This window comes from Microbulbifer agarilyticus (assembly GCF_001999945.1).
Classification (GTDB): domain Bacteria; phylum Pseudomonadota; class Gammaproteobacteria; order Pseudomonadales; family Cellvibrionaceae; genus Microbulbifer; species Microbulbifer agarilyticus_A.
This window is the reverse complement of sequence record NZ_CP019650.1, coordinates 1,314,781-1,334,959: the sequence shown is the minus strand read 5'-3', so window position 1 is coordinate 1,334,959 and position 20,179 is coordinate 1,314,781. Positions and strand designations below refer to the sequence as shown.

Sequence of the window (20,179 nt, the reverse complement as noted above, 5' to 3'; positions counted from 1 at the left end):
GTTCGGGTCGACGTAAGATAGTCGAACGCCAAAAAAACTAGGTTTTAGCGTTCGAATAACCGCACCCGGACGCCCGCACCCATCACATTTGGCAAATTTCCTCCGTCGCCCACATGGCGGCTGAAAACAATAAACATGAGAGGAATACCGATGAAGAGATTGCACAAGCCTCTGGCGCTCTCCATTGCACTGGTGAACTCCGGCTTCGCCTATGCACAGCAGGAAGCAACCGAGGAAACCCAAAGCGACTATCAAGGCACCTACGCAACCAACGCTCTGGAAGAAGTAACCGTCACCGCGACCAAACGCGAAACCAATCTAATGGAAACCCCGATTTCCATTACCGCTTTTAGCCAGGAAAAGCTCGACCGCGAGGGCCTTACCAACATCAAGGACATGGCACAGATGGTGCCAAACATGGAAATTTCCATGGATTCCTCGCAGACCGCGCCAGTGGTCGCCATGCGCGGTGTACGCTCCACCAATATCACCGAGCTGGGCGATCCGTCTGTGGGCCTTCACCTGGACGGCATTTACTCTCCCCGCCCGCAGGGCGCCATGGCGCTAATGTTCGACGTGGAGCGCGTGGAAGCCATGCGCGGCCCCCAGGGCACCCTGTTCGGACGCAACTCCACCGTCGGTAACGTCAATATCATTTCCAAACGACCGGAGTTCAACGAATTTGACGCGTCTATTGGTATTGAAGCCGGCCGCTGGAATCACCAGCAAACCCGCGGCGTGCTTAACATCCCAGTGAGCGAGACCTTCGCCCTGCGCGCTTCCTTTATGCAGGAAACCCGCGACTCGTACCTCGACGGTTACTACGACCCCAACCAGTGGGACGTGCGCTACCTGCCAGAAGAAATCCAGAATGCCCCGGTCTATACCGGCGCTGATGAAGACCGCAGCCTGCGCCAGCGTGAGCGCTGGGGCAGTGGCGAGGTACAGGAACTGGTTAAAGCCGACCCGTCCGATTTCTACAACAATTCTGACCAGTACGCTTTCCGCGTGAGCGCCTTGTGGGAGCCCAGCGAGTCTCTGTCGTGGATGCTCGCCTACGAGCAATTCCAGGATAACAGCGCCGGTGGCGCCGATACCCTGAACTGCGACATGGCAGACAAGCGCATCAAGAAGGATTGGGACGGCAACTATGTCGATGCCGACGGCAATATCTCTGCCACCCCGGTTACCGGCTTGCTGGGTTGTGAAAGCGTGTACGGCCCCGGTGCCGACGACTACACCGTTAACGTCAGCGTACCCGGATTTCTCGATCTCAGTATCGATTCCGTGCGCTCCAACCTGAGCTGGGACCTGTCCGACGAAATTGCCCTGGTCTACAACGCCGGCTGGGCGGAGCAGGTGCGCTCACAGCATTCAGACCAAGATCGAGGTATCACCGGCTGGGATATGTCTATCTTCTTCCGCGATGCGACCTTTACCTCCCAGTCCCACGAAGTACAGCTGCAGTCCACCGGCTCAGGCCCGCTGCAGTGGATCGCCGGCGCCTTCTACTTTGAAGAAGACAACAATATGCAGGGTGGCTGGATCAATAGTGGACCGAATGCTGACTTCTGGAACCAGCCCAACCGCACGCTTAAGTCTCAGGCGATCTTTACCCAGGGAACCTACGCGGTCACCGACAAGCTGAACCTGACCCTGGGGCTGCGTCACACCGAAGACACTAAGCAAGATGTGGGCGGGCATAACATGACCTGTAATGGTGACACCATTAATCCGCAGACCGGCGAGCGCTGCTTCCCAGCGTGGGACCGCGATGCGTTCAACCAGCTGCCCACAGATTACTTTGACGACCCCGCCATCTACACCGAGATCAGCGACAACCAGATCAAAGGTAGCTGGGACTTCACTAACTACCGCGTGGGCTTGGACTATATCGTCAACGACGACCTGATGGCGTTCGGCTATGTGGCCAATGGCTTCAAGTCCGGCGGTATTGGCGATGTGTTTGTGCAGTTCGAGCAAGATCCATCCACAGCGGAATATCTCCTCGACGCCAATGGCGATCGCATCATCAAAGAACGCCACCGCAACACCTACGACCCGGAAGTGGTGACCACCTATGAGCTGGGAACCAAGGGTACTTACCTGGACGGCAGCCTAAATGTCATGGCGACTCTCTTCTATAGCGATTATGAAGATATGCAGGCGGCCTCCGCCAAAGGTATCTTCCCCTACTATGTTGAAGAGCGCGCGGACGAAACTGGCGAACTGACCGGTGAAATCACCACCGAAACCCAGACCGTATTCCAGACCGACAACATAGGTACCGCGGTCATCAAGGGTCTGGAAGTAGAGTTTGACTGGGCGCCGATCGAAAACGGTCGCTTCGACGGTTACGTCACCTGGCTGGATACCGAAATTACCAGCGACTTTATCTATCACTGGGATTTCGCCGCTACCGATCTGTTCGAAGTGGATCACGGTGCCGCTACAAATCCAGACAACGATGCCATGAAGGTCAACCTGAAAGGCAACGAACTGGCAGCGTCACCGAAGCTCAGCGCCAAGCTGAACTACACCCACACGTTCCGCTTCAACAATGGTTTTGCCCTTGTTCCTCACCTGAGCTATTTCTGGCGGGACAAGTCGTACCACTCCTTCCAGAACGTGGATAAACACTACGACGCTTTCGTCACGGAAACCCCGGATGCATTCAGCGATGTACGCCCAGCATTCCACAGTGTGAACAGCACCCTCAAGCTGGAAGCACCGGATAACCAGTGGAATATAGAAGCGTTTGTCTACAACCTCACTGACCAGAAAGAAACCTACTGGGCTGGCGGCGGTGACCACGTCATCAAGGGGCCGATTTCCATGCCCCGCTTCTACGGCATCCGCGGCAACTACAACTTTTAATTCGTTGCCGGATTAAATCCAAAAGCGATCATCATCTTCGCTTGTCTCCCTCGCCCCCTCCCAATGAGATGGGGGCCTTTTTCCCCGCGCCTGACACATGCACAAAGGCGTACAAGCGAAGTGTTGCCCGCAAAGCAGTATCTGAGAGATATCCGAGAGATAAAAAGTACCAGAGTGAGCACCATGAAAAAGCACCCCCTTTATGTCGGCGTTATGGCCGGGCTCCTATCGCTCGCCGCAACCCTTCCCCTACAGGCCGCTAACGAAACAGTCGCCGCAGCCGAGCCCCAACACCAGCAACAAGACGGCATCGAGGCTCGCCTTCAGAACCTGCTCGCGCAGATGTCCACACAAGAAAAAATTGGCCAGCTGGCACTGCGAGACTGGGGCACCTTCGGTGCTTCCGACATGAAAGCCATCAAGCAGGCCATTCGCGAAGGACGCGTGGGCGGCTTTCTAAACGTAAGTTTTAGCGCTGTCGACGACGAAGCCTTTGCCGAACTCCAGCGCATCGCCGTGGAAGAAAGCCCGCTGGGTATTCCGCTGCTCTTCGGCCAGGATGTGATCCACGGCTATGAAACCATTTTTCCGATTCCGCTGGGTCAGGCCGCGAGCTGGAACCCGGAACTGATCAAAAACGGCGCCCGCGTCGCAGCCCAAGAAGCCAGCGCCGATGGAATCCGCTGGACCTTCGCCCCGATGATCGATATCAGCCGCGACCCACGCTGGGGGCGCATCGCTGAAACCCTTGGAGAAGACCCGCTGCTGACCTCCGTTCTCGGCGTCGCCATGGTGGAAGGTTTTCAGACTGCTAACCTCGCCGACCCAAGCAGCCTCGCCGCCTGCGGCAAACACTTTGCCGGCTACGGCGCTGCCGAAGGCGGACGGGATTACAACAGTGCCTATATCCCAGAGCGCCTGCTGCGGGACATCTACCTACCGCCATTCAAAGCCGGAATCGACGCGGGCATGCAGAGCATCATGAGTACCTACAGTACCCTGAACGACGTACCAGGCACCGGCAGCCCCTTCTTGTTCAAACAGATCCTGCGGGACGAATGGGGTTTCGACGGCTTTGTAGTGAGCGACTGGAACGCGGTGATGGAAATGGTCCCGCACGGTTTTGCCCGCGATGCCAAGCACGCGGCAACCCTGGCCGCCAATGCCGGTATCGATATGGAAATGCATACCGACACGTACGAACAATTCTTCCCGCAATTAATGGACGAAGGAAAGTTCTCCGAGACCCAACTCGATACCGCGGTTGCCAACATTCTCCGCGTGAAGTTGCGCCTGGATTTATGGAGCACCCCCTACCCCCGCGCCAAATCAAAAGCCGAGCGCAAGCAAATTATCCGCAACGACCAGTTTCTGAGTGCCGCCAAGGAGGCCGCCAAAGAAACCTTCGTACTGCTGAAAAACGACAAGCAACTGCTGCCGCTGAAAAAGGGGCAAACGGTCGCGGTCATCGGCCCACTGGCAGAAGCGGCCCACGAGCAGTTGGGTACCTGGATCTATAACGGCGATAAAAAATATTCCCACACCTTGCTGCCGGCACTGCGCGAGATGGTGGGCGACGAAGGTGAAATCCTTTACGCCGCCGGTCTCGATTACAGTCGCGATACTCGTACCCGCGGGTTCAAATCAGCTCTCAAGGCCGCCAGGAAAGCCGATGTGATTCTGTTTGTCGGCGGAGAGGAGGCCATCCTGTCCGGCGAAGGCCATAGCCGTGGCGATATTCGCCTGCCCGGTGCTCAGGCAGACCTCGTCGCCGCGCTCGCCGAAACCGGCAGGCCACTGGCCATGGTATTACTGGCCGGCCGCCCACTTCAGCTGGATGACACCTTGGAACAGGCTGACGCCGTCATGATGGCCTGGCACCCGGGCACCATGGCCGGGCCGGCGCTGGCGGACGTACTTTACGGCGAGACATCACCTTCCGGGCGCCTGCCGCTCAGCTGGCCGGTAGGTGCCGGGCAGATTCCCATCTACTACAACCACCTGGCCACCGGACGCCCGCCGACGGACGATAACTACACCCGCATCGAGAAGATCGGCCGCGAAGTATTTCAGCACCAGCCTGGCAATTCTTCCAACCTGCTGGATTACGGTCACAAACCCCTGTTTCCGTTCGGCTACGGCCTGACCTACAGCGCGTTTGAGTACAAAGATCTTGCGCTGTCCGACACCACCCTGAATGCGGATGGCCAGATCACTGTATCCGCCACGCTAACCAACACGGGTAAAACCACCGCTACCGAGACGGCACAGCTGTATGTGCGCGACCTCGTGGGCAGTGTGTCGCGCCCGGTACGGGAGCTGAAGGGCTTTGAACGCATCACCTTAAACCCCGGTGAATCCCGCCTGGTGCAGTTCACTCTTAGCCCAGACCAATTGGCTTTCCACAACGCGGACATGCGGCAAGTGGTGGAGCCGGGAGAATTCCGGGTGTGGATTGCTCCAAATGCGGAATCAGGCCTTGAAGGAGGATTTACCCTCAAATAAGGTCAGGAGGTCCCAGTTTTCGGCGCTTCCCACCCAAACTGGGACCTTGCCAGGGGAATAGAAGTGTCCAACTTTACAAATATTCGCAAAGTAGGACGCTTTTACTACCGCCAAACGTCACCATTAAGAAGCCCCTGATTGGATCCTCGTGCAGTACAGCTGTACACAAAAACAACAAGGTGAGATGGCTGGGTTTTGCCGGTTCACCGCAACAAGCACGAATACCCTTCGTGCCAACAATAAAAAGCAGGAAGTCCCCCATGCAAGCGATTGAGAATTCCGCGGACGGTATCCAGGGCGTAGCCCAGGGCCGCCAAGATGCACCTTCCCTTCCCTTTATCATCCTGATCTGCGGAGTAGCGACCATTGGTGGCTTCCTGTTCGGGTTTGATAGCGGGGTCATCAACGGTACCGTTACTGGCCTGCAGCAGGCCTTCAACTCCGATACCGCCGGTACCGGCTTCAACGTTGCCTCCATGCTGCTTGGCTGTGCCGTCGGCGCGTTCTTTGCTGGTCGCCTGGCTGACCGCTGGGGGCGCAAGACCCTGCTGCTGATTTCCGCGGTCTTCTTCGTAGTCAGCGCCTGGGGTTCCGGTATTGCTGCCAGCTCTCCGGAATTCGTGTTCTACCGCATCCTCGGCGGACTCGCCGTGGGCGCCGCCAGCGTGATGTCACCGGCTTATATTAGTGAGATTGCCCCGGCCGCCATCCGCGGCCGCCTGATCACCATCAACCAGATCGCAATCATTTCCGGCCTGTTCACCGCATTTGTCAGCAACTACTGGCTGGCCAACACTGCCGGCTCTGCCATCAACGAATGGTGGATGGGCTACAACGCCTGGCGCTGGATGTTCTGGATCGAAATCGCTCCCGCCACCCTGTTCTTCCTGGCTCTGCTGCTGATTCCGGAAAGCCCGCGCTATCTGGTGCTGTCCAAGCAGACCTCACGCGCCACCGAAGTACTGCGCAAACTGTATGGTGAAGACGCCGTAGCCGGGAAACTGGAGAGTATTCGCCAGTCTGTGGCCAGCGACCACCGTCCGCGCATGTCAGATCTGTTGGAAGCCACCGGCGAGAAGGTTGGCAAGATTCGTAAAATCGTCTGGGTCGGCATCGGCCTGGCCGTGTTCCAGCAGCTCGTAGGTATCAACGTGGTGTTCTACTACGGTGCGGTTCTGTGGCAAGCGGTGGGCTTCTCTGAATCCGACGCGCTGATGATCAATATCATTTCCGGTGGCGTGAGTATCGCCGCCTGCCTGATCACCATGGCACTCATCGACAAGATCGGCCGCAAACCACTATTACTGGTGGGCTCCATCGGCATGGCAGCAACCCTGGGTCTGGTAGCCTTTGCCTTCGCCAATTCCACCGTGGATGCCAACGGCAGCCTGCAGCTTTCCCAGAACATGGGTCTTCTGGCACTGATCGCCGCCAACGCCTACGTGTTCTTCTTCAACGGTTCCTGGGGCCCGGCTATGTGGACCATGCTGGGTGAGATGTTCCCGAATCAGATGCGCGGCTCTGGCCTTGCGGTATCTGGTCTCGCACAGTGGGTTGCGAACTTTGCCATCACCATGACCTTCCCGATTATGTTGGTAGGAATCGGTCTCGCCGGTGCCTACGGTATCTACACCCTGTTCGCATTGCTGTCCGTGGCATTTGTTCTGTACATGGTGCACGAGACCAAAGGGCTCGAGCTTGAACAAATGAAGGGCTGAGAGGGTTCATTTCCCTCCTCTTGCACGTCTTAAAAACGAAAGCGTAATGCCGCGCGAGCGGCAAGCTCGCCAGCCGAATGCTTGCTTATCTGGGTACACCCGCTCCTACCCTTTCGCGGGTGTGCCCAGTTCTTTTTTACAGGCAGCAAAATCATTTCAGATTTATTAGGGAAGTCACCATGAATAATAAAATAGGTCGCTTTGGCGCAGGCCGAGCAATGCATCTCGCAAGCTGCATTGCTCTCGCGGTAGGTTTAAGCGCTTGTGGTGAGGCGGAGAAGCCAAACACCTCCACAGCTTCGTCAACTTCCCAAACTGTCCTGCAGGATAGTGCGGCTTCCAATTCCATCGATGTATGGCCTGCATTGAAGCCAGCATTGCCGCGAAATGAGCAAGTAGAAAGTCATATCGCCGACTTGCTCGCCCGCATGACACTGGAAGAGAAAGTCGGACAGATGATGCAGGCGGAAATCAAATTCATCACCCCGGAAGAAGTGAAGCAATATCATATTGGCTCAATTCTTAACGGTGGTGGCACCTTCCCCAATAACGACAAATTTGCAACCCCTGACGACTGGCGCCAGCTGGCGGACGATTACTTTGCCGCATCCATGGATACCTCCGACGGTGGCGTAGCCATCCCAATCATCTGGGGCAGCGACGCAGTTCACGGGCACAATAACGTTATCGGCGCGACCCTGTTTCCGCACAATATCGGCCTCGGTGCCGCGCGCGATCCGGAATTGATTCGCCGGATCGGCGAAGCCACTGCGCGTGAAGTCGCCGTGACTGGAGTTGACTGGACCTTCGCTCCGACTATTGCCGTGGTGCGCGACGACCGCTGGGGCCGCACTTTTGAAAGCTATTCCGAAGACCCAGAGATTGTTGCCGCTTACGCCCGGGAAATGATTAAGGGTATTCAAGGCGATAAAAGCAGCGAAGAATTTCTCGATGGCCACCATCTGGTATCTGCTGCTAAACACTTTGTCGGTGACGGCGGTACAACACGCGGTATCGACCGCGGCGATACCGAAGTCAGCGAAAAAGAGTTAGCCGAAATCCATGCAGCGGGCTACATCACCGCCCTGGAATCCGGCGTGCAATCGGTGATGGCATCCTTCAATAGCTGGAATGGCAAACGCCTGCATGGGCACAAATACCTGCTTACCGACGTTTTGAAAGAACGTCTGGGTTTTGACGGCTTTGTAGTAGGCGACTGGAACGGCCACCGATTTGTAGACGGCTGTACCGTGGACAGCTGCGCACAGGCAGTCAATGCCGGTCTCGACATATTCATGATCACTGCTGAGTGGAAGGCACTGCTGAAGAACACCATCGCACAGGCGCAAAGCGGCGAAATCCCCATGAACCGTATCGATGATGCAGTAAGCCGTATCCTGCGGGTGAAAATCCGTGCGGGCCTGTTCGAGCGCGACCGTCCACTGGCGGGCAAGAATGGCATTCTCGGTAGCGACGAACACCGGGCCATCGCGCGCGAGGCCGTGCGCAAATCGCTGGTGCTGTTGAAAAACAATGACCAACTGCTCCCCGTTGATGCAGGTAAAAATATTCTGGTGGCCGGTGACGGCGCCGATAATATTTCCAAGCAAAGTGGTGGCTGGACCATTTCCTGGCAGGGCACCGGCAACACCGCGGAAGACTTCCCGGGTGCGACCTCCATCTACACTGGTATCAAGCAGGCGGTGGACGCCGCCGGTGGCGAAGCAGTGCTGAGTGTAGATGGTGAGATAAAAGAAGATACATTCAGCAACAACGCCAAGCCGGATGTCGCAATCGTGATTTACGGCGAGGAACCCTACGCGGAGTGGCACGGTGACATCGCCAGTATTGAATACCAGCTGGGCAGTAAAGCCGATCAGGAACTACTGCAAAAGCTGAAAGCGCAGAACATTCCTGTGGTCAGTGTATTCCTTTCCGGCCGTCCGCTGTGGGTAAACAAGGAGCTGAATCTATCGGATGCCTTCGTCGCCGCCTGGCTGCCGGGTTCTGAAGGGGCCGGCGTTGCAGATGTTCTGCTGACCGATGCAGACGGCAACAAACGCCACGACTTTACCGGTCAGCTATCATTTACCTGGCCCGGACAAGTGCACCAGACAGTGATCAACCGCAACGATGTGGAATACCAGCCGCTGTTCGCGTATGGCTACGGACTCGACTACACCAGCGATACCCAGGTCGCCAACAATCTAAACGAAGACGGCGAGTCTTACGTGGATGGCAAGTTGGAAGACGCCTGGTTGATGGTATCCCGCCCGCGCGCGCCCTGGAAACTGTACATTGAAGAGGAGGGTTCCGACCTCCAGTGGGTAAACGGCAACCTCGCCAGCAGTGCAGACGACAACATCGTCGTAGCCTCCATCGACATGCTGTCACAAGAAGATGCCCGGGCACTCACCTGGAAAGGGCTGCGTGCCGGTAGTGTGGTATTGCACACTCAGAAACCGCAGGACCTGAGCCGTTACCTCGCAGAAGCCTCTGCCCTCACCATGGAGGTGCGGGTTGACGAAATGCCGACGGCATCAGTCAGTGCGCAAATCAATTGCGACGGTAGCGATTGCAGCGGTGCCTTACCGCTACAAAATACCCTAAGCAAGCTCCCGGTGGGTGAGTGGGCGGAAGTGTCGATCGACTTACAGTGTTTTGCCGAAGCCGGTGCGGATTTCACTAAAGTATCTCAGGGCTTGTCCCTGCACAGTAAAGGCAAACTGACAATGGCGGTGGCGAACATCAAGTTCGTTCCCGGCGCTCGTGAACAAGCTCAAGTGCGCTGCGGGAGCTAACCCATGCTGCGCAAGCAATGCCTAAAAAAATGCGCGGCCGCTATTGGGGTTGCGGTATTGTTGGCGGTCTCCGCCGGCAATGCCGCCGATGCCCCCATCCGACTCAGCAACGACACTCTTAAGCTGACACTGGACCCCAATCACGGCGGACGTATTACGGAACTCTGGTACGGCGAACGGGACCTGTTGGCAATTCCGCAGCCGGGCGCAAATAATTTCGGCTCCACTTTCTGGCTCAGCCCACAGACTCTGTGGAACTGGCCACCTATTCCGGAGCACGATAACGCACCCTACTCGGTGATCACTCAGTCAATAGATTCCGCAACGGTTACCAGTGCCTTTGGCGCTGGTGCGCAGATTCATAAAACGGTTTCCCTCGGCGGCGACAACACCGCCTCCGTGCACTACCGAATCAATGCTGAGAAAGCATTCCCCGAGATCGCCGCCTGGGAGATTACCCGCGTGCCTAATCAGGGACTCGCCTTTGCTCCCGTGAACAGGGACAGTGTCAAGACCGTACGCGGGCAAGTGGCTTATAAGCTCAACAGTGAAACCCTGTGGCTCCCCATGGTCACTGGCGCCCCCTTGGTAGAGGGCAAAGTAATCGCCAACGGCAGCGAAGGCTGGCTCGCCTACGCTTTGGATGGGCTGCTGTACCTGAAGGTCTACCCAAAGGTAGCCCTGCGGGAAATGGCCACCGGCGAAGGCGATATTGAGCTCTATCTGAGTGGCGAGCGACCATATCTGGAACTTGAAGTACAGAGTGCAGCACGCAGCCTGCAACCGGGAGAAACCCTGGACTGGTCCGTGGAGTGGCTGGTCACAGAGATTCCCAACACCATCGAAGTTCGCAGCGGCTCCCATGCCCTGCTCGAATTCGTCCGCAGACAAATTCACTTGTCTGATTCTCCGGACTAGACACCCAGTCTTCATCGCCCTCGCATCCTGAAAGGCGCTTGCCGCAGACACTGTCTGCGGCTTTTTTTTCGCTCCGTCAGCATTCAGCTGCACCATCCCCCCCCCCCACAGCCCCCGCCACAGACCCCGCCACAGACCCACAGCGGCAGAACTCACAGGTCACATACCGCCGGCAATTTGCCCCCGCACGACCTGTAAAATATCGCGCCACAGTGTTAGATTCGGCGCCAAACACCCCTCATTGGACCAGAATATAAGAGGCACCAACATGGTTCAGTTAGTTGTCGACTCCGGCTGTGACCTGCCTGATGAGTTTTTGCGCAAGTACAAGATCCCGGTTCTTCCTCACAGCGTCAGTGTGGGTAAAGACCAGTTCGGAGATCAGCGCAACCCAGCGCAGATGAATCACTTCTACTCGCTGAATCTGGTCGGCCGCACCCATCAGGTGACCTCCGGCCCAGCCAGCGAGGACGAAATCAGTACCGTCCTGTCGAAGCTCCTGCGCGAAGGGCATAAGGACATCGTGGTACAGACCATTAATGGTGCCAACAGTCCCACTTACGCCAATGCCGTCAATGTGGCCAAGCGCCTGAACAATGACGGTGCGCAAATCAGTGCAGTGGATTCGCACACTCTGTTCTCCGGCCAGGGCCTGCTGGCGCTGTACACCCTGTCCCTGATTCAAAAAGGCCTCAGTGGCACGCAAATCAAATCGCGCACCGAAGAGTTTGGTCGCAAGATGGTGGGCTATGCCTCGGTTGAGGACGTCTACTATCTGCGTGAACGTGCACGCCAGAAGAACGAAAAAAGCGTTAGCTGGATCAAGGCGTTTTTTGCACGTCTGCTGGACCTGCACCCGATCATTTCCATGACCTATCAGGGTTCTGCGGTGGCCGACACCGTAAAAACCTATGGCGGCTGTACCCGCCGCCTGTTCCAGTTGGCGGAAGAGAAGATGGCTGCCGGCGACCTGTTAATGCCTGCGGTGGTAGTGAGTATTGCCGGCCCCCTGAAGAACCTGGACAAGGTCCCGGGCTTTAAGGAATTCGAAAAAGTGGCAGAGAAGCACAACGTTAAAATCTACCGCTCGGTCATGAGCCTTTCCGGTGGTATTAACCTTGGCCCAAATGCGGTGGCACTGGCGGTAGCGACCAAGTAAAACCCGACGCCCACCTGCCCCTCGCTTCATCTTTTCCCATCTTGATAGATGCGCCGGCGATTTCGATCCCGGCCGCATCTTTCTACATAGAAGCCTGCAAAAGAACCCTGCAAAACCAGCCGACAAAACCAGCGCGTTTTTCTCTCCGTTGGTTGAGCTCAATGCCAATCCAACTCAAATATTGCGGGATACATCTAGACTGACGGAAGTTGTTTTCGAACTTCTCCATTTGGTGATGTAGATGTACCGCTGTCTCGCCGTCTTTTTTGCCCTCGCCCTTGTCAATTTCCCTGCCGTTGCTGATGACAGCAATCTCGCCAAGGAGCTGAGTAATCCGGTCGCCGACCTTATTAGCGTGCCCTTTCAGCACAATTTCGATAACCGGGTTGGCCCAATAGAAGGCGGGCGAACCTACAGGCTGAATATCCAGCCGGTAATTCCCTTCGAACTCACCGAAGATCTGAACCTGATCAACCGCACGATTGTTCCGGTAATTAATCAGGAAGACATCTTTCCAGGAAGCGGCGACCAGACCGGGCTGGGCGACACAGTACAAAGCCTGTTTTTTTCGCCCAAAGAGCCCACGGAGGGTGGCGTTACCTGGGGTGTCGGTCCGGTATTTCTCCTACCCACCGCAACGGAGCCATTGCTCGGTGCAGAGAAATGGGGAATTGGCCCCACCGCAGTAGTACTGAAGCAAACAGGTCCCTGGACCATCGGCGCTTTAGCAAATCACGTATGGTCATTCGCCGGCAGCGACAATCGCAATGATGTAAACAATACATTTGTTCAACCGTTCCTGGCCTACAACACACCCAATGCCTGGACCTTTACCCTGCAGAGTGAAACCACTTACTTTTGGGAAACGGAAGTCTGGAATGCACCGGTGCATTTCCTGGTAGCGAAGGTGTTCAAGGTGGGGAAACAGACTTACCAGATTCAGGCGGGTCCGCGCTATTACGTAGATAGCCCTGAGGTAGGTTCACAGGAATGGGGCTTCCGCATGAACTGGATTATGTTGTTCCCGAAGTAGCGGGGCAGCAACGGAAACCTATCAGTATTTATTGAGATGAAGTTGGTACGTGGTGAAACGTCGCCAGAGGGAATGGGATATGCGCATTAGAAATCACACGCGTAAGTATTTGCCCGTCGCAATTGCAGCACTTGCGGCTGCGGCGGCACCGGTAGCGAACGCAGGCGGCATAATGCTGTGGCAAATCGGCACCCCCACCCTAGGGACGGCCGGTGCCGGCTGGGCCGCCACGCCCGAGGATGCTGCTACCGCATTTACCAATCCCGCAGGTACTGTGTGGCGCGACGGCATGGAAGTGCGCGGTGCCGCTCAGGCCCTCTACGGTGACATCAAGTTTACCGACGGCGGAGAGAGTAATTTATCCGGTGGCGACGGCGGCAATGCACTGGGCTGGTTTCCTGGTGGCGGTGTGTTTAGCGCAGGCAAACTGACCGAAAATATCGGATGGGGATTCGCCACCGCCGGAAACTTCGGCCTTGGTCTCGACTATACCGACTCCTGGAAGGGACGGCGGTTTGTGCAGAACGTCGACCTGATCGGGATGAGCCTTATCCCTTCCTTGAGTTTTAAGATGAATGACTGCCTGTCGTTCGGTATCGGCCTCAACGCCATGGTCGGCTACCTGAGCTACCAATCTGCTCCGCGCGCCGGGTTAGAAGGCGGCGATGCCTTCTTGCGGTTTAAAGACCTCGAAATGGGTTACGGCGCGAACGCAGGGCTAATTTACCGGCCGGTAGCTGGCACCACCTTCGGCCTTACCTACACCTCAAAAGTCGAATTCGATTTCCGCGACAACTTGAGGCTGCGTGACTTCGGTCCCTTGTTCGCCCCCGCCGTCGAGCGTTTCGATGGCATCCGCACCGAAATCGATGTGGATGTTCCGCCAACACTCACCGCCAGCTTGCAACAACAAATGACCGAAGCCACAACACTCTATGTGAATCTTGCCTGGCAGGAGTGGTCTGAATACGCGGGTGTATCCCTCGAACTCGGCGATCCGGTACAAACATCCATCAAGGTAGACCGCGGATATAAAGACACCGGCGCCCTGGCACTGGGTGTTCGACACGAATTTGATCAGGGGATGTTAAGTGGCTGGTATCTTTCCACCGGCTTTGCGCTGGAAAGCGGTATGCAAAATACCTCAGAAGTCACCGCCGATACGGTGACCAATGAAACCTGGACCTTTGGCGTGGGCGCCGGCAAGGAGCTGTGCCCGGGACTGACCATGGATATCGGCTACAACTACGTATCTCTTGGGGATATCGATATCGATCAGCAAGGGCGCCCCCCATTTAGCCCGCGCTTGCAGGGCACTTACGAAGATACCCGGATCCAATTTTTGGGCACGTCAATGCAATTTTCTTTTTAAGCGCACCTTAAGCGTCCCTTAAGCAGCGCCCACAAAAAAAAAATTAAATCTGCGCTTCTATTGGAAGCCAGGACAGCAGCCAGCTGAGGCTTCTTTGCCACCAGCTGGTTTCTGGGTCCGCATCCACCTCGATGAGCGCGCCGTTCGCATCCTGCGCCTGCCAGCGCAGTTTGCCCTGCTCATTCAATACGAGGTGCCAAGCGGAATCTGGCGCAACCCACTCTTCAAACAAATTATTCAGTTGCTGATTGATTTCTCCATTTTCCATCAGCAAGCCAATCTCTGTGTTCTGTATGATGGAGCGGCTATCCAGATTGATCGAGCCGACAAAGCCCCGGTCTTCATCAATCACAAATGTCTTGGCATGCAGCGTTGCGCTGGATTTTCCATGGAACCAGTGCTGCCGCTTCTCCTGCCCCGCAACCGTGCGTAACTCCCACAGGTCAACACCACTTCTGAGTAACGTCATTCGATAACGCGCGTAGGCTCCGTGCACAATCGCCACATCATTACTGGAGAGGGAGTTGGTGAGGATTTTCACCTGTACGCCACGCCGCTCCAGCTCGCCAAACAACTCGCTGCCCACATCACCGGGAATAAAATAGGCACTGCTAATACTTAACCGCTGCTTTGCGCTGCGAATCACTTTTTCCAGCTGGTACCCGGGAAATTCTTCAACCGGAATCTCGTCCCGCTTCAGCGCTTTTGATGGCGGGTCCGCATAGAGTGAGGCAGGGCCCCAATAAAAAGCGACCTGGTCATTAATCAACGCCTGGGCGAAATCGGAATTCTTGAGCGCCTCGGTGAATTCGGACTCAGCCTCGTTTGCAAGGAAGTTCGTCACCTCCTGGCGGAGTTGATCCAGAGTCTGATCGTCCGCCGCTGTTAGAGGCAGCAAGTCAACTGGCACAGAAACCTTGTAGTTCCAGTATTCGTCAAAAATACGCGAGGCTTCCGGCAGGACCGCGCCAATCGCCAGTACGTCTACATCAAAAAATTCCACATTCGCGTGCGAGAAATAGCCGTCGCCAATATTGCGCCCACCGGTAATCATCAACTGTCCGTCGGCAACCATCAGTTTGTTGTGCATGCGATGATTGATACGGCCAAAATTTAGCGCCTGCTCGATGGCGCGCCCGATACCCGAACGGCCCGCCACAGGATTGAACAAGCGAATGGAAATATTGGGATGCTGGTCGAGCACCGCAATCCAGGGGTTGTCCACGCGCGTGCCGAGATCGTCCACCAGCAGGCGTACGCGCACGCCGCGATCCGCGGCCTGCAGCAGCAGGCTAGTGAGGATACGGCCAACGGTATCGTCTTCGTAGATATAATATTGGAGGTCCAGGGAGACACTGGCTTCCTGAATCAGAGCGGCACGTGCAACAAAAGCAGAAAGGCCGTCCTGCAAGAGATGGAAGCCGGAGTAAGTATCCGGCTGGCCCTCGGCATCGCGCATAACCGCCTGTGCCAAACGCGACTCCGTGGCTGGAGCAAGACTGTTTACGACCTGACCGGTTGGCTCCGTCGAGCTTTGGCTGTCACCCATGATCACTTCCCACAGAATGGCCAGGCAAAACAACACGACCGCCCACAGGAAAAAAGGTCGCAGGGTACGAACGCTAGGCATTCTGGTGTCATCTCACTGTTACTGGATGACTTAGAGCCTAGTCGATTCGCTTGCGTGTCAGCCAGTTGGCGCGGTCTCCTCTTCCGCGCTGGGCTTTTCCGCCACGCATGAGGCAGAGAATTTCAGAATGCCATCCATGATCGGGGCTTCCAGCATGATCTTGCGATCTTTCGGATAGTCGTTCAGCAGCTTCCACGGGTAGCGGGTACCCTGTCGCGGCAACAGGTGGTCCGCACGCTCCACATAGCCGGACTGCAGCGCGGACATCACCGAGGAATCCCCCACGCAGTTCTCTTTATCCACAGCGATAAACTGGCCCTGTCCCGTGTCACGTAAATGATTAAGCAAGCGGGAAATATAACCGGCGGCAAGATCCGCCTTTAGAGTCCAGGCCGCATTGGTATAGCCAAATACCCACGCCATATTGGGTACACCTTCCATCAACACACCCTTGTACGTAAGGCGGTTGCGGGTATCCACCGTTTCCCCGTCCAATTTCAGCGCCAGTCCACCCAGCAGCTGCAGCTTCAACCCGGTAGCCGAAACGATGATATCCGCCGGTAGATGATCGCCGTTTTTCAAACGGATGCCGCTCTCGGTGATGCAATCGATTTCTTCGGTCACTACCGATGCCTTGCCCGCATTAATCGCCTCAAACAGGTCTCCGTCAGGAATGGCACAGAGCCGTTGGTCCCATGGCGCATAGCGTGGAGTGAAGTGAGTAGTATTTTGTCCTTCGCCGAGTGCTTTGCGCACCCCGCGCAGCATCAGTTTGCGCACCAGCTGCGGCCAGCGTTTGGCGGCCTTGAACATCCAGCGGTGCAGGGTAATGTTGCGGCGCCGCGCCATACCATAGGCCCACTGTTCGGGTATCCACTGCTTCAGCCAGTGAGTTAACTTATCTTCCGCCGGCACCGACAACACATAGGTGGGTGAGCGTTGCAGCATGGTGACATGGGCCGCCTGCTCCGCCATGGCCGGTACCAGAGTGACCGCAGTGGCACCGCTGCCGATCACTACAACACGCTTGTTTTCATAGTCGAGATCCTGCGGCCAGTGTTGCGGGTGAATCCACTGCCCCTGAAAATCGTGCATGCCGGAAAACTCAGGCTGATATCCAGCCTGGTAGTCGTAGTAGCCGGTGCAGGAAATCAGCACGTTGCAGGTAAACTGCACGGGCTCTATCACAGCACCCTCCTCCGCGGGGCTGCGGCGCTCACCGAGTAATTGCCAGCGCTGTTGCGCGCTATCCCAGTTGGCCTCGCTCAGGTTCACACCGAAATGAATCTTATTGGTTACGCGGTATTCCGCTGCCGTGTCTTCAATGTAACGACGGATCGACTCGCCATCGGCCATGGTCTTCAGTCCATTCCAGGGACGGAAACTAAAGCCAAAGCTGAACATGTCGGAGTCGGAGCGAACCCCGGGGTAGCGGAACAGGTCCCAGGTGCCACCTATCTGTTGGCGGCGCTCGAGGATCGCGAAATCAGTGTCGGGGCAGTCCCGCATTAAATGGCAGGCAGTGCCGATGCCCGAGAGGCCGGCACCGATGATCAGGGTATCGAAGTGCTGAGTACGCATGGTCACAAAGTGCTTTTCTTATCATTTATTGTTGTAGAGCACTCAGTGTACCGCCCTTCCCCCGGGGAAGGGCGAGAAGATTGGGAAAATTTCTGTGCCGGCTGGAACCCCGTCGCTCAGAGCCAAAGCGGGCAGCTTACTGCAATTGCTTCCGCAACTGCTCCGCCTTTTCCTGCTGGCCGGTATCGCGGTATAGGGAGATCAGGGCGCTCATCATCTCCGGATCTCCGGGGAAGCGCTGCAGCGCCTGTTCCAGGTACTGGATAGCGGCCGTTGAGTCGCCTGCAGAATTCAACGCAATGGCATACACATAGCCGTAGCGCGGTGTTGAATTCTCAGCATCGGCAGCGGCGCGCAGCATCGGCATGGCATCCTGCAATTTCTGCTGGCGCACCAGAGAGAGACCCAGTGCGTGTTGCAAGGGCGCCTTTTCAATGGCTTCTTCGATCGGGCGGTTGAGCGCGCTGCGCAGCAGGCGTTCCCCATCTCGTTCACGTCCGGTACCGCGGTATAGGTCCGCCAGATTAATGATCGCCGGCGTGTAATACGGGGCGAGTTCCACCGCCTGTTGCAGTAGTTTCTCGGCGCCAGGCAGGTCGCCTTCGCGCCCGCGCAAGGAAGCCAGATTCACCAGGCTCTCCGGCCGGTCACTATTGAACTCCGCCGAGGCCTGGTAGTCGGCCATTGCCTGGTCAAAGCGTTTGCCGACCTCCTCCGGATAGCTCTGCAGCGGCGCCCCCGCCAAGGCACTGGCGGCGAGTGAGGCGGTCACTCGTTCGTCTTCGTACAACAGCGGGATCGCCAGCGCCGGGCGCACCTGTTGCGGTACCTGATCCAACGACTGCGCCAATCCCAAATGCTGCAAGGCGTCATCGCCCTGAGCAATCACCTGCAATACCTGGGCACTGGTTTGCGACAGGTAGCGCGGCAGCATAGAGACAGCGGTTGCCCGCGCGATGTCAGGCTGGTCCTCATCCATCGCCAGCTTCAGCAACTGGCTCTCTGCGTCCGGCGCGCCCACTCGCCCGGCAAACAGCGCCTCGCCATAGTGCGGGTCCGGCTCGCCAAATTTTTCCTCGAGAATCGCCGCCGCCCAGGTGTTGGTTTCATCGGTATGGCAGCCGATACAGGCATTCGGCGATCCGATTTTCTCGGACAAATCCGGGCGGGGGACACGGAAGCTGTGATCCCGCCGCGCATCTACCTGCATATACACCTTGTCAGTCATATGACAGTTCACGCACTGCGCACCTTCTGTGCCCACCGGGTGAAAATGGTGTTCTACTGTGTCGAACTTGGTGGGGAGATGGCACTGCGCGCACACACCGTTTCCGCTCGCGCGCAACTCCAGGCTGTGAGGGTTGTGACAATTGCTGCAGGTTACTCCGGCCCCGTGCATTTTGCTCTGCAGGAAGGAGCCCCATACATACACTTCGTCATTGATCTGGCCATCCGCATGGTAGAGACCTTCGCCCAACAAGGCGGGGTGGAAGAAGTCCAGAAAATTATCCTCTGGCTTCACACCGGGGAACTGGGTACCGCGACGGGAATGACACTGCGCGCACACAGGAATTTCAGCCTGGGTATGTACTTCGTTGGCGATATGCGCGATACCGGTCTTCGCATCCATCGCCCAGCGCGCCTGCCGACGACCATCAAAGCGCAGTTCAAATCCCTGGTCTTTAATCGCCGCGCGTTCACTTTCCGGCAAACCGGCCCACTCAACATGGGCGCGTCCGGGGCCGTGGCAGGATTCACAACCCACATTCATTTCAGACCAGCGGGTGGCAAATGTCTGGGATTCCGCGTCGTAATTTTTATGCAGGTTGGTGGAGTGGCAATCGGAACACTGGAAATTCCAGTTCTGGTTGATACCGGTCCAGTGCAGCGGGTCACCGGCTTTGATTTCTTCATCCGGGTACAGGTGGAACCAGCGCTGGCCGCCCTCTTCTTTTGGGCGGGCATCCCAGGAGAGACTGAGTGCCTGCAAACGCCCGCCGGGAAACTCAATCAAATATTGCTGTAGCGGATAAACACCAAAGGTATAGGCCACCGGATAATCGTGCAGCTCGCCATCGGGTCCATCGGTGCGCACAAAGTACTGGTCATCGCGCTGAAAAAAGCGAGACTCGGTGCCAAAGTAATCAAAGATTGCATCGTCAAAATCCCCAACCACGGTTTCCACATCCGGCGTTTTCATCGCCAGGTCGTGATGGGATTTTTGCCAGTCGTGGAATTCCTGTTGATGGCAGGCCGCACATTGCGCGACGCCTACATAGTCGGGGTTTCCATCCGCCTGTGGTGACGCCCCTTTCTTACGTTCCTTACCCTGTTCACCCTGCGTCACATGGGCGACTGCAGGTTTTTGGCTCTCCACAGCGGCGGCCTGCTGGTCCGTGTTTGGCGGATTTTCTGCATCGCCCACCCCTGCGTTTTTGTCACAGGCGGTGGCGGCGAGTACCGCAAGCAGAAAGATGATCGGCGCGCGCATCCTGTCTCCGAGTTATGCTCTTATTATCAGCGAGTTAAGGTTTTTGAAGACATCGAGTATAGCTTCTTACGCCTCTGACCTCTTCCCCCAATCT

The 20,179-nt window shown here is 56.6% G+C and carries 11 protein-coding genes; 8 read left to right on the top strand and 3 right to left on the bottom strand.

Annotated features, from left to right (window positions below):
• The first annotated feature begins 150 nt into the window (after window positions 1-150).
• The 8 genes from Mag101_RS05365 to Mag101_RS05330 all read left to right on the top strand — a co-directional run bounded on the left by Mag101_RS05365 (window position 151) and on the right by Mag101_RS05330 (window position 14,383).
• Window positions 151-2,877, top strand: coding sequence for a TonB-dependent receptor (locus tag Mag101_RS05365; RefSeq protein ID WP_157520191.1), 2,727 nt, complete (start codon window positions 151-153; stop codon window positions 2,875-2,877).
• A gap of 183 nt (window positions 2,878-3,060) precedes the next feature.
• Window positions 3,061-5,382, top strand: a complete 2,322-nt coding sequence (bglX, locus tag Mag101_RS05360; protein WP_232325146.1) for a beta-glucosidase BglX — start codon at window positions 3,061-3,063, stop codon at window positions 5,380-5,382.
• A gap of 260 nt (window positions 5,383-5,642) precedes the next feature.
• The gene (locus Mag101_RS05355; RefSeq protein WP_077401862.1) at window positions 5,643-7,100 is read left to right on the top strand and encodes a sugar porter family MFS transporter; all 1,458 of its coding nucleotides are present in this window, start codon (window positions 5,643-5,645) and stop codon (window positions 7,098-7,100) included.
• Between the two features lie 179 nt (window positions 7,101-7,279).
• Entirely contained in the window at window positions 7,280-9,901 is a 2,622-nt protein-coding gene (locus tag Mag101_RS05350) for a glycoside hydrolase family 3 protein (protein WP_077401859.1), read from the top strand.
• A gap of 3 nt (window positions 9,902-9,904) precedes the next feature.
• Window positions 9,905-10,819 carry a DUF4380 domain-containing protein gene (locus Mag101_RS05345; protein WP_077401857.1) on the top strand — a complete coding sequence of 305 codons (915 nt, stop codon included), beginning with the start codon at window positions 9,905-9,907 and terminating at the stop codon, window positions 10,817-10,819.
• A 268-nt stretch (window positions 10,820-11,087) separates the two neighbouring features.
• Window positions 11,088-11,978: a DegV family protein gene (locus tag Mag101_RS05340; RefSeq protein ID WP_077401854.1), complete on the top strand. Its 891-nt coding sequence runs from the start codon at window positions 11,088-11,090 to the stop codon at window positions 11,976-11,978.
• 241 nt (window positions 11,979-12,219) lie between these two features.
• Window positions 12,220-13,011, top strand: coding sequence for a hypothetical protein (locus Mag101_RS05335; RefSeq protein ID WP_077401851.1), 792 nt, complete (start codon window positions 12,220-12,222; stop codon window positions 13,009-13,011).
• Between the two features lie 79 nt (window positions 13,012-13,090).
• The gene (locus Mag101_RS05330) at window positions 13,091-14,383 is read left to right on the top strand and encodes an OmpP1/FadL family transporter (RefSeq protein ID WP_077401848.1); all 1,293 of its coding nucleotides are present in this window, start codon (window positions 13,091-13,093) and stop codon (window positions 14,381-14,383) included.
• A 43-nt stretch (window positions 14,384-14,426) separates the two neighbouring features.
• Here the strand turns inward: Mag101_RS05330 and Mag101_RS05325 are convergent, their stop codons facing one another.
• From Mag101_RS05325 to Mag101_RS05315, 3 genes are all read right to left on the bottom strand, one after another.
• Window positions 14,427-16,013 carry a phospholipase D family protein gene (locus tag Mag101_RS05325; RefSeq protein ID WP_232325145.1) on the bottom strand — a complete coding sequence of 529 codons (1,587 nt, stop codon included), beginning with the start codon at window positions 16,011-16,013 and terminating at the stop codon, window positions 14,427-14,429.
• A 57-nt stretch (window positions 16,014-16,070) separates the two neighbouring features.
• Window positions 16,071-17,594, bottom strand: coding sequence for a flavin-containing monooxygenase (locus Mag101_RS05320; protein WP_077401845.1), 1,524 nt, complete (start codon window positions 17,592-17,594; stop codon window positions 16,071-16,073).
• A 136-nt stretch (window positions 17,595-17,730) separates the two neighbouring features.
• A complete protein-coding gene (locus Mag101_RS05315; RefSeq protein ID WP_077401842.1) occupies window positions 17,731-20,085 on the bottom strand; it encodes a tetratricopeptide repeat protein in 2,355 nt (784 codons plus the stop codon).
• Window positions 20,086-20,179: the final 94 nt, after the last annotated feature.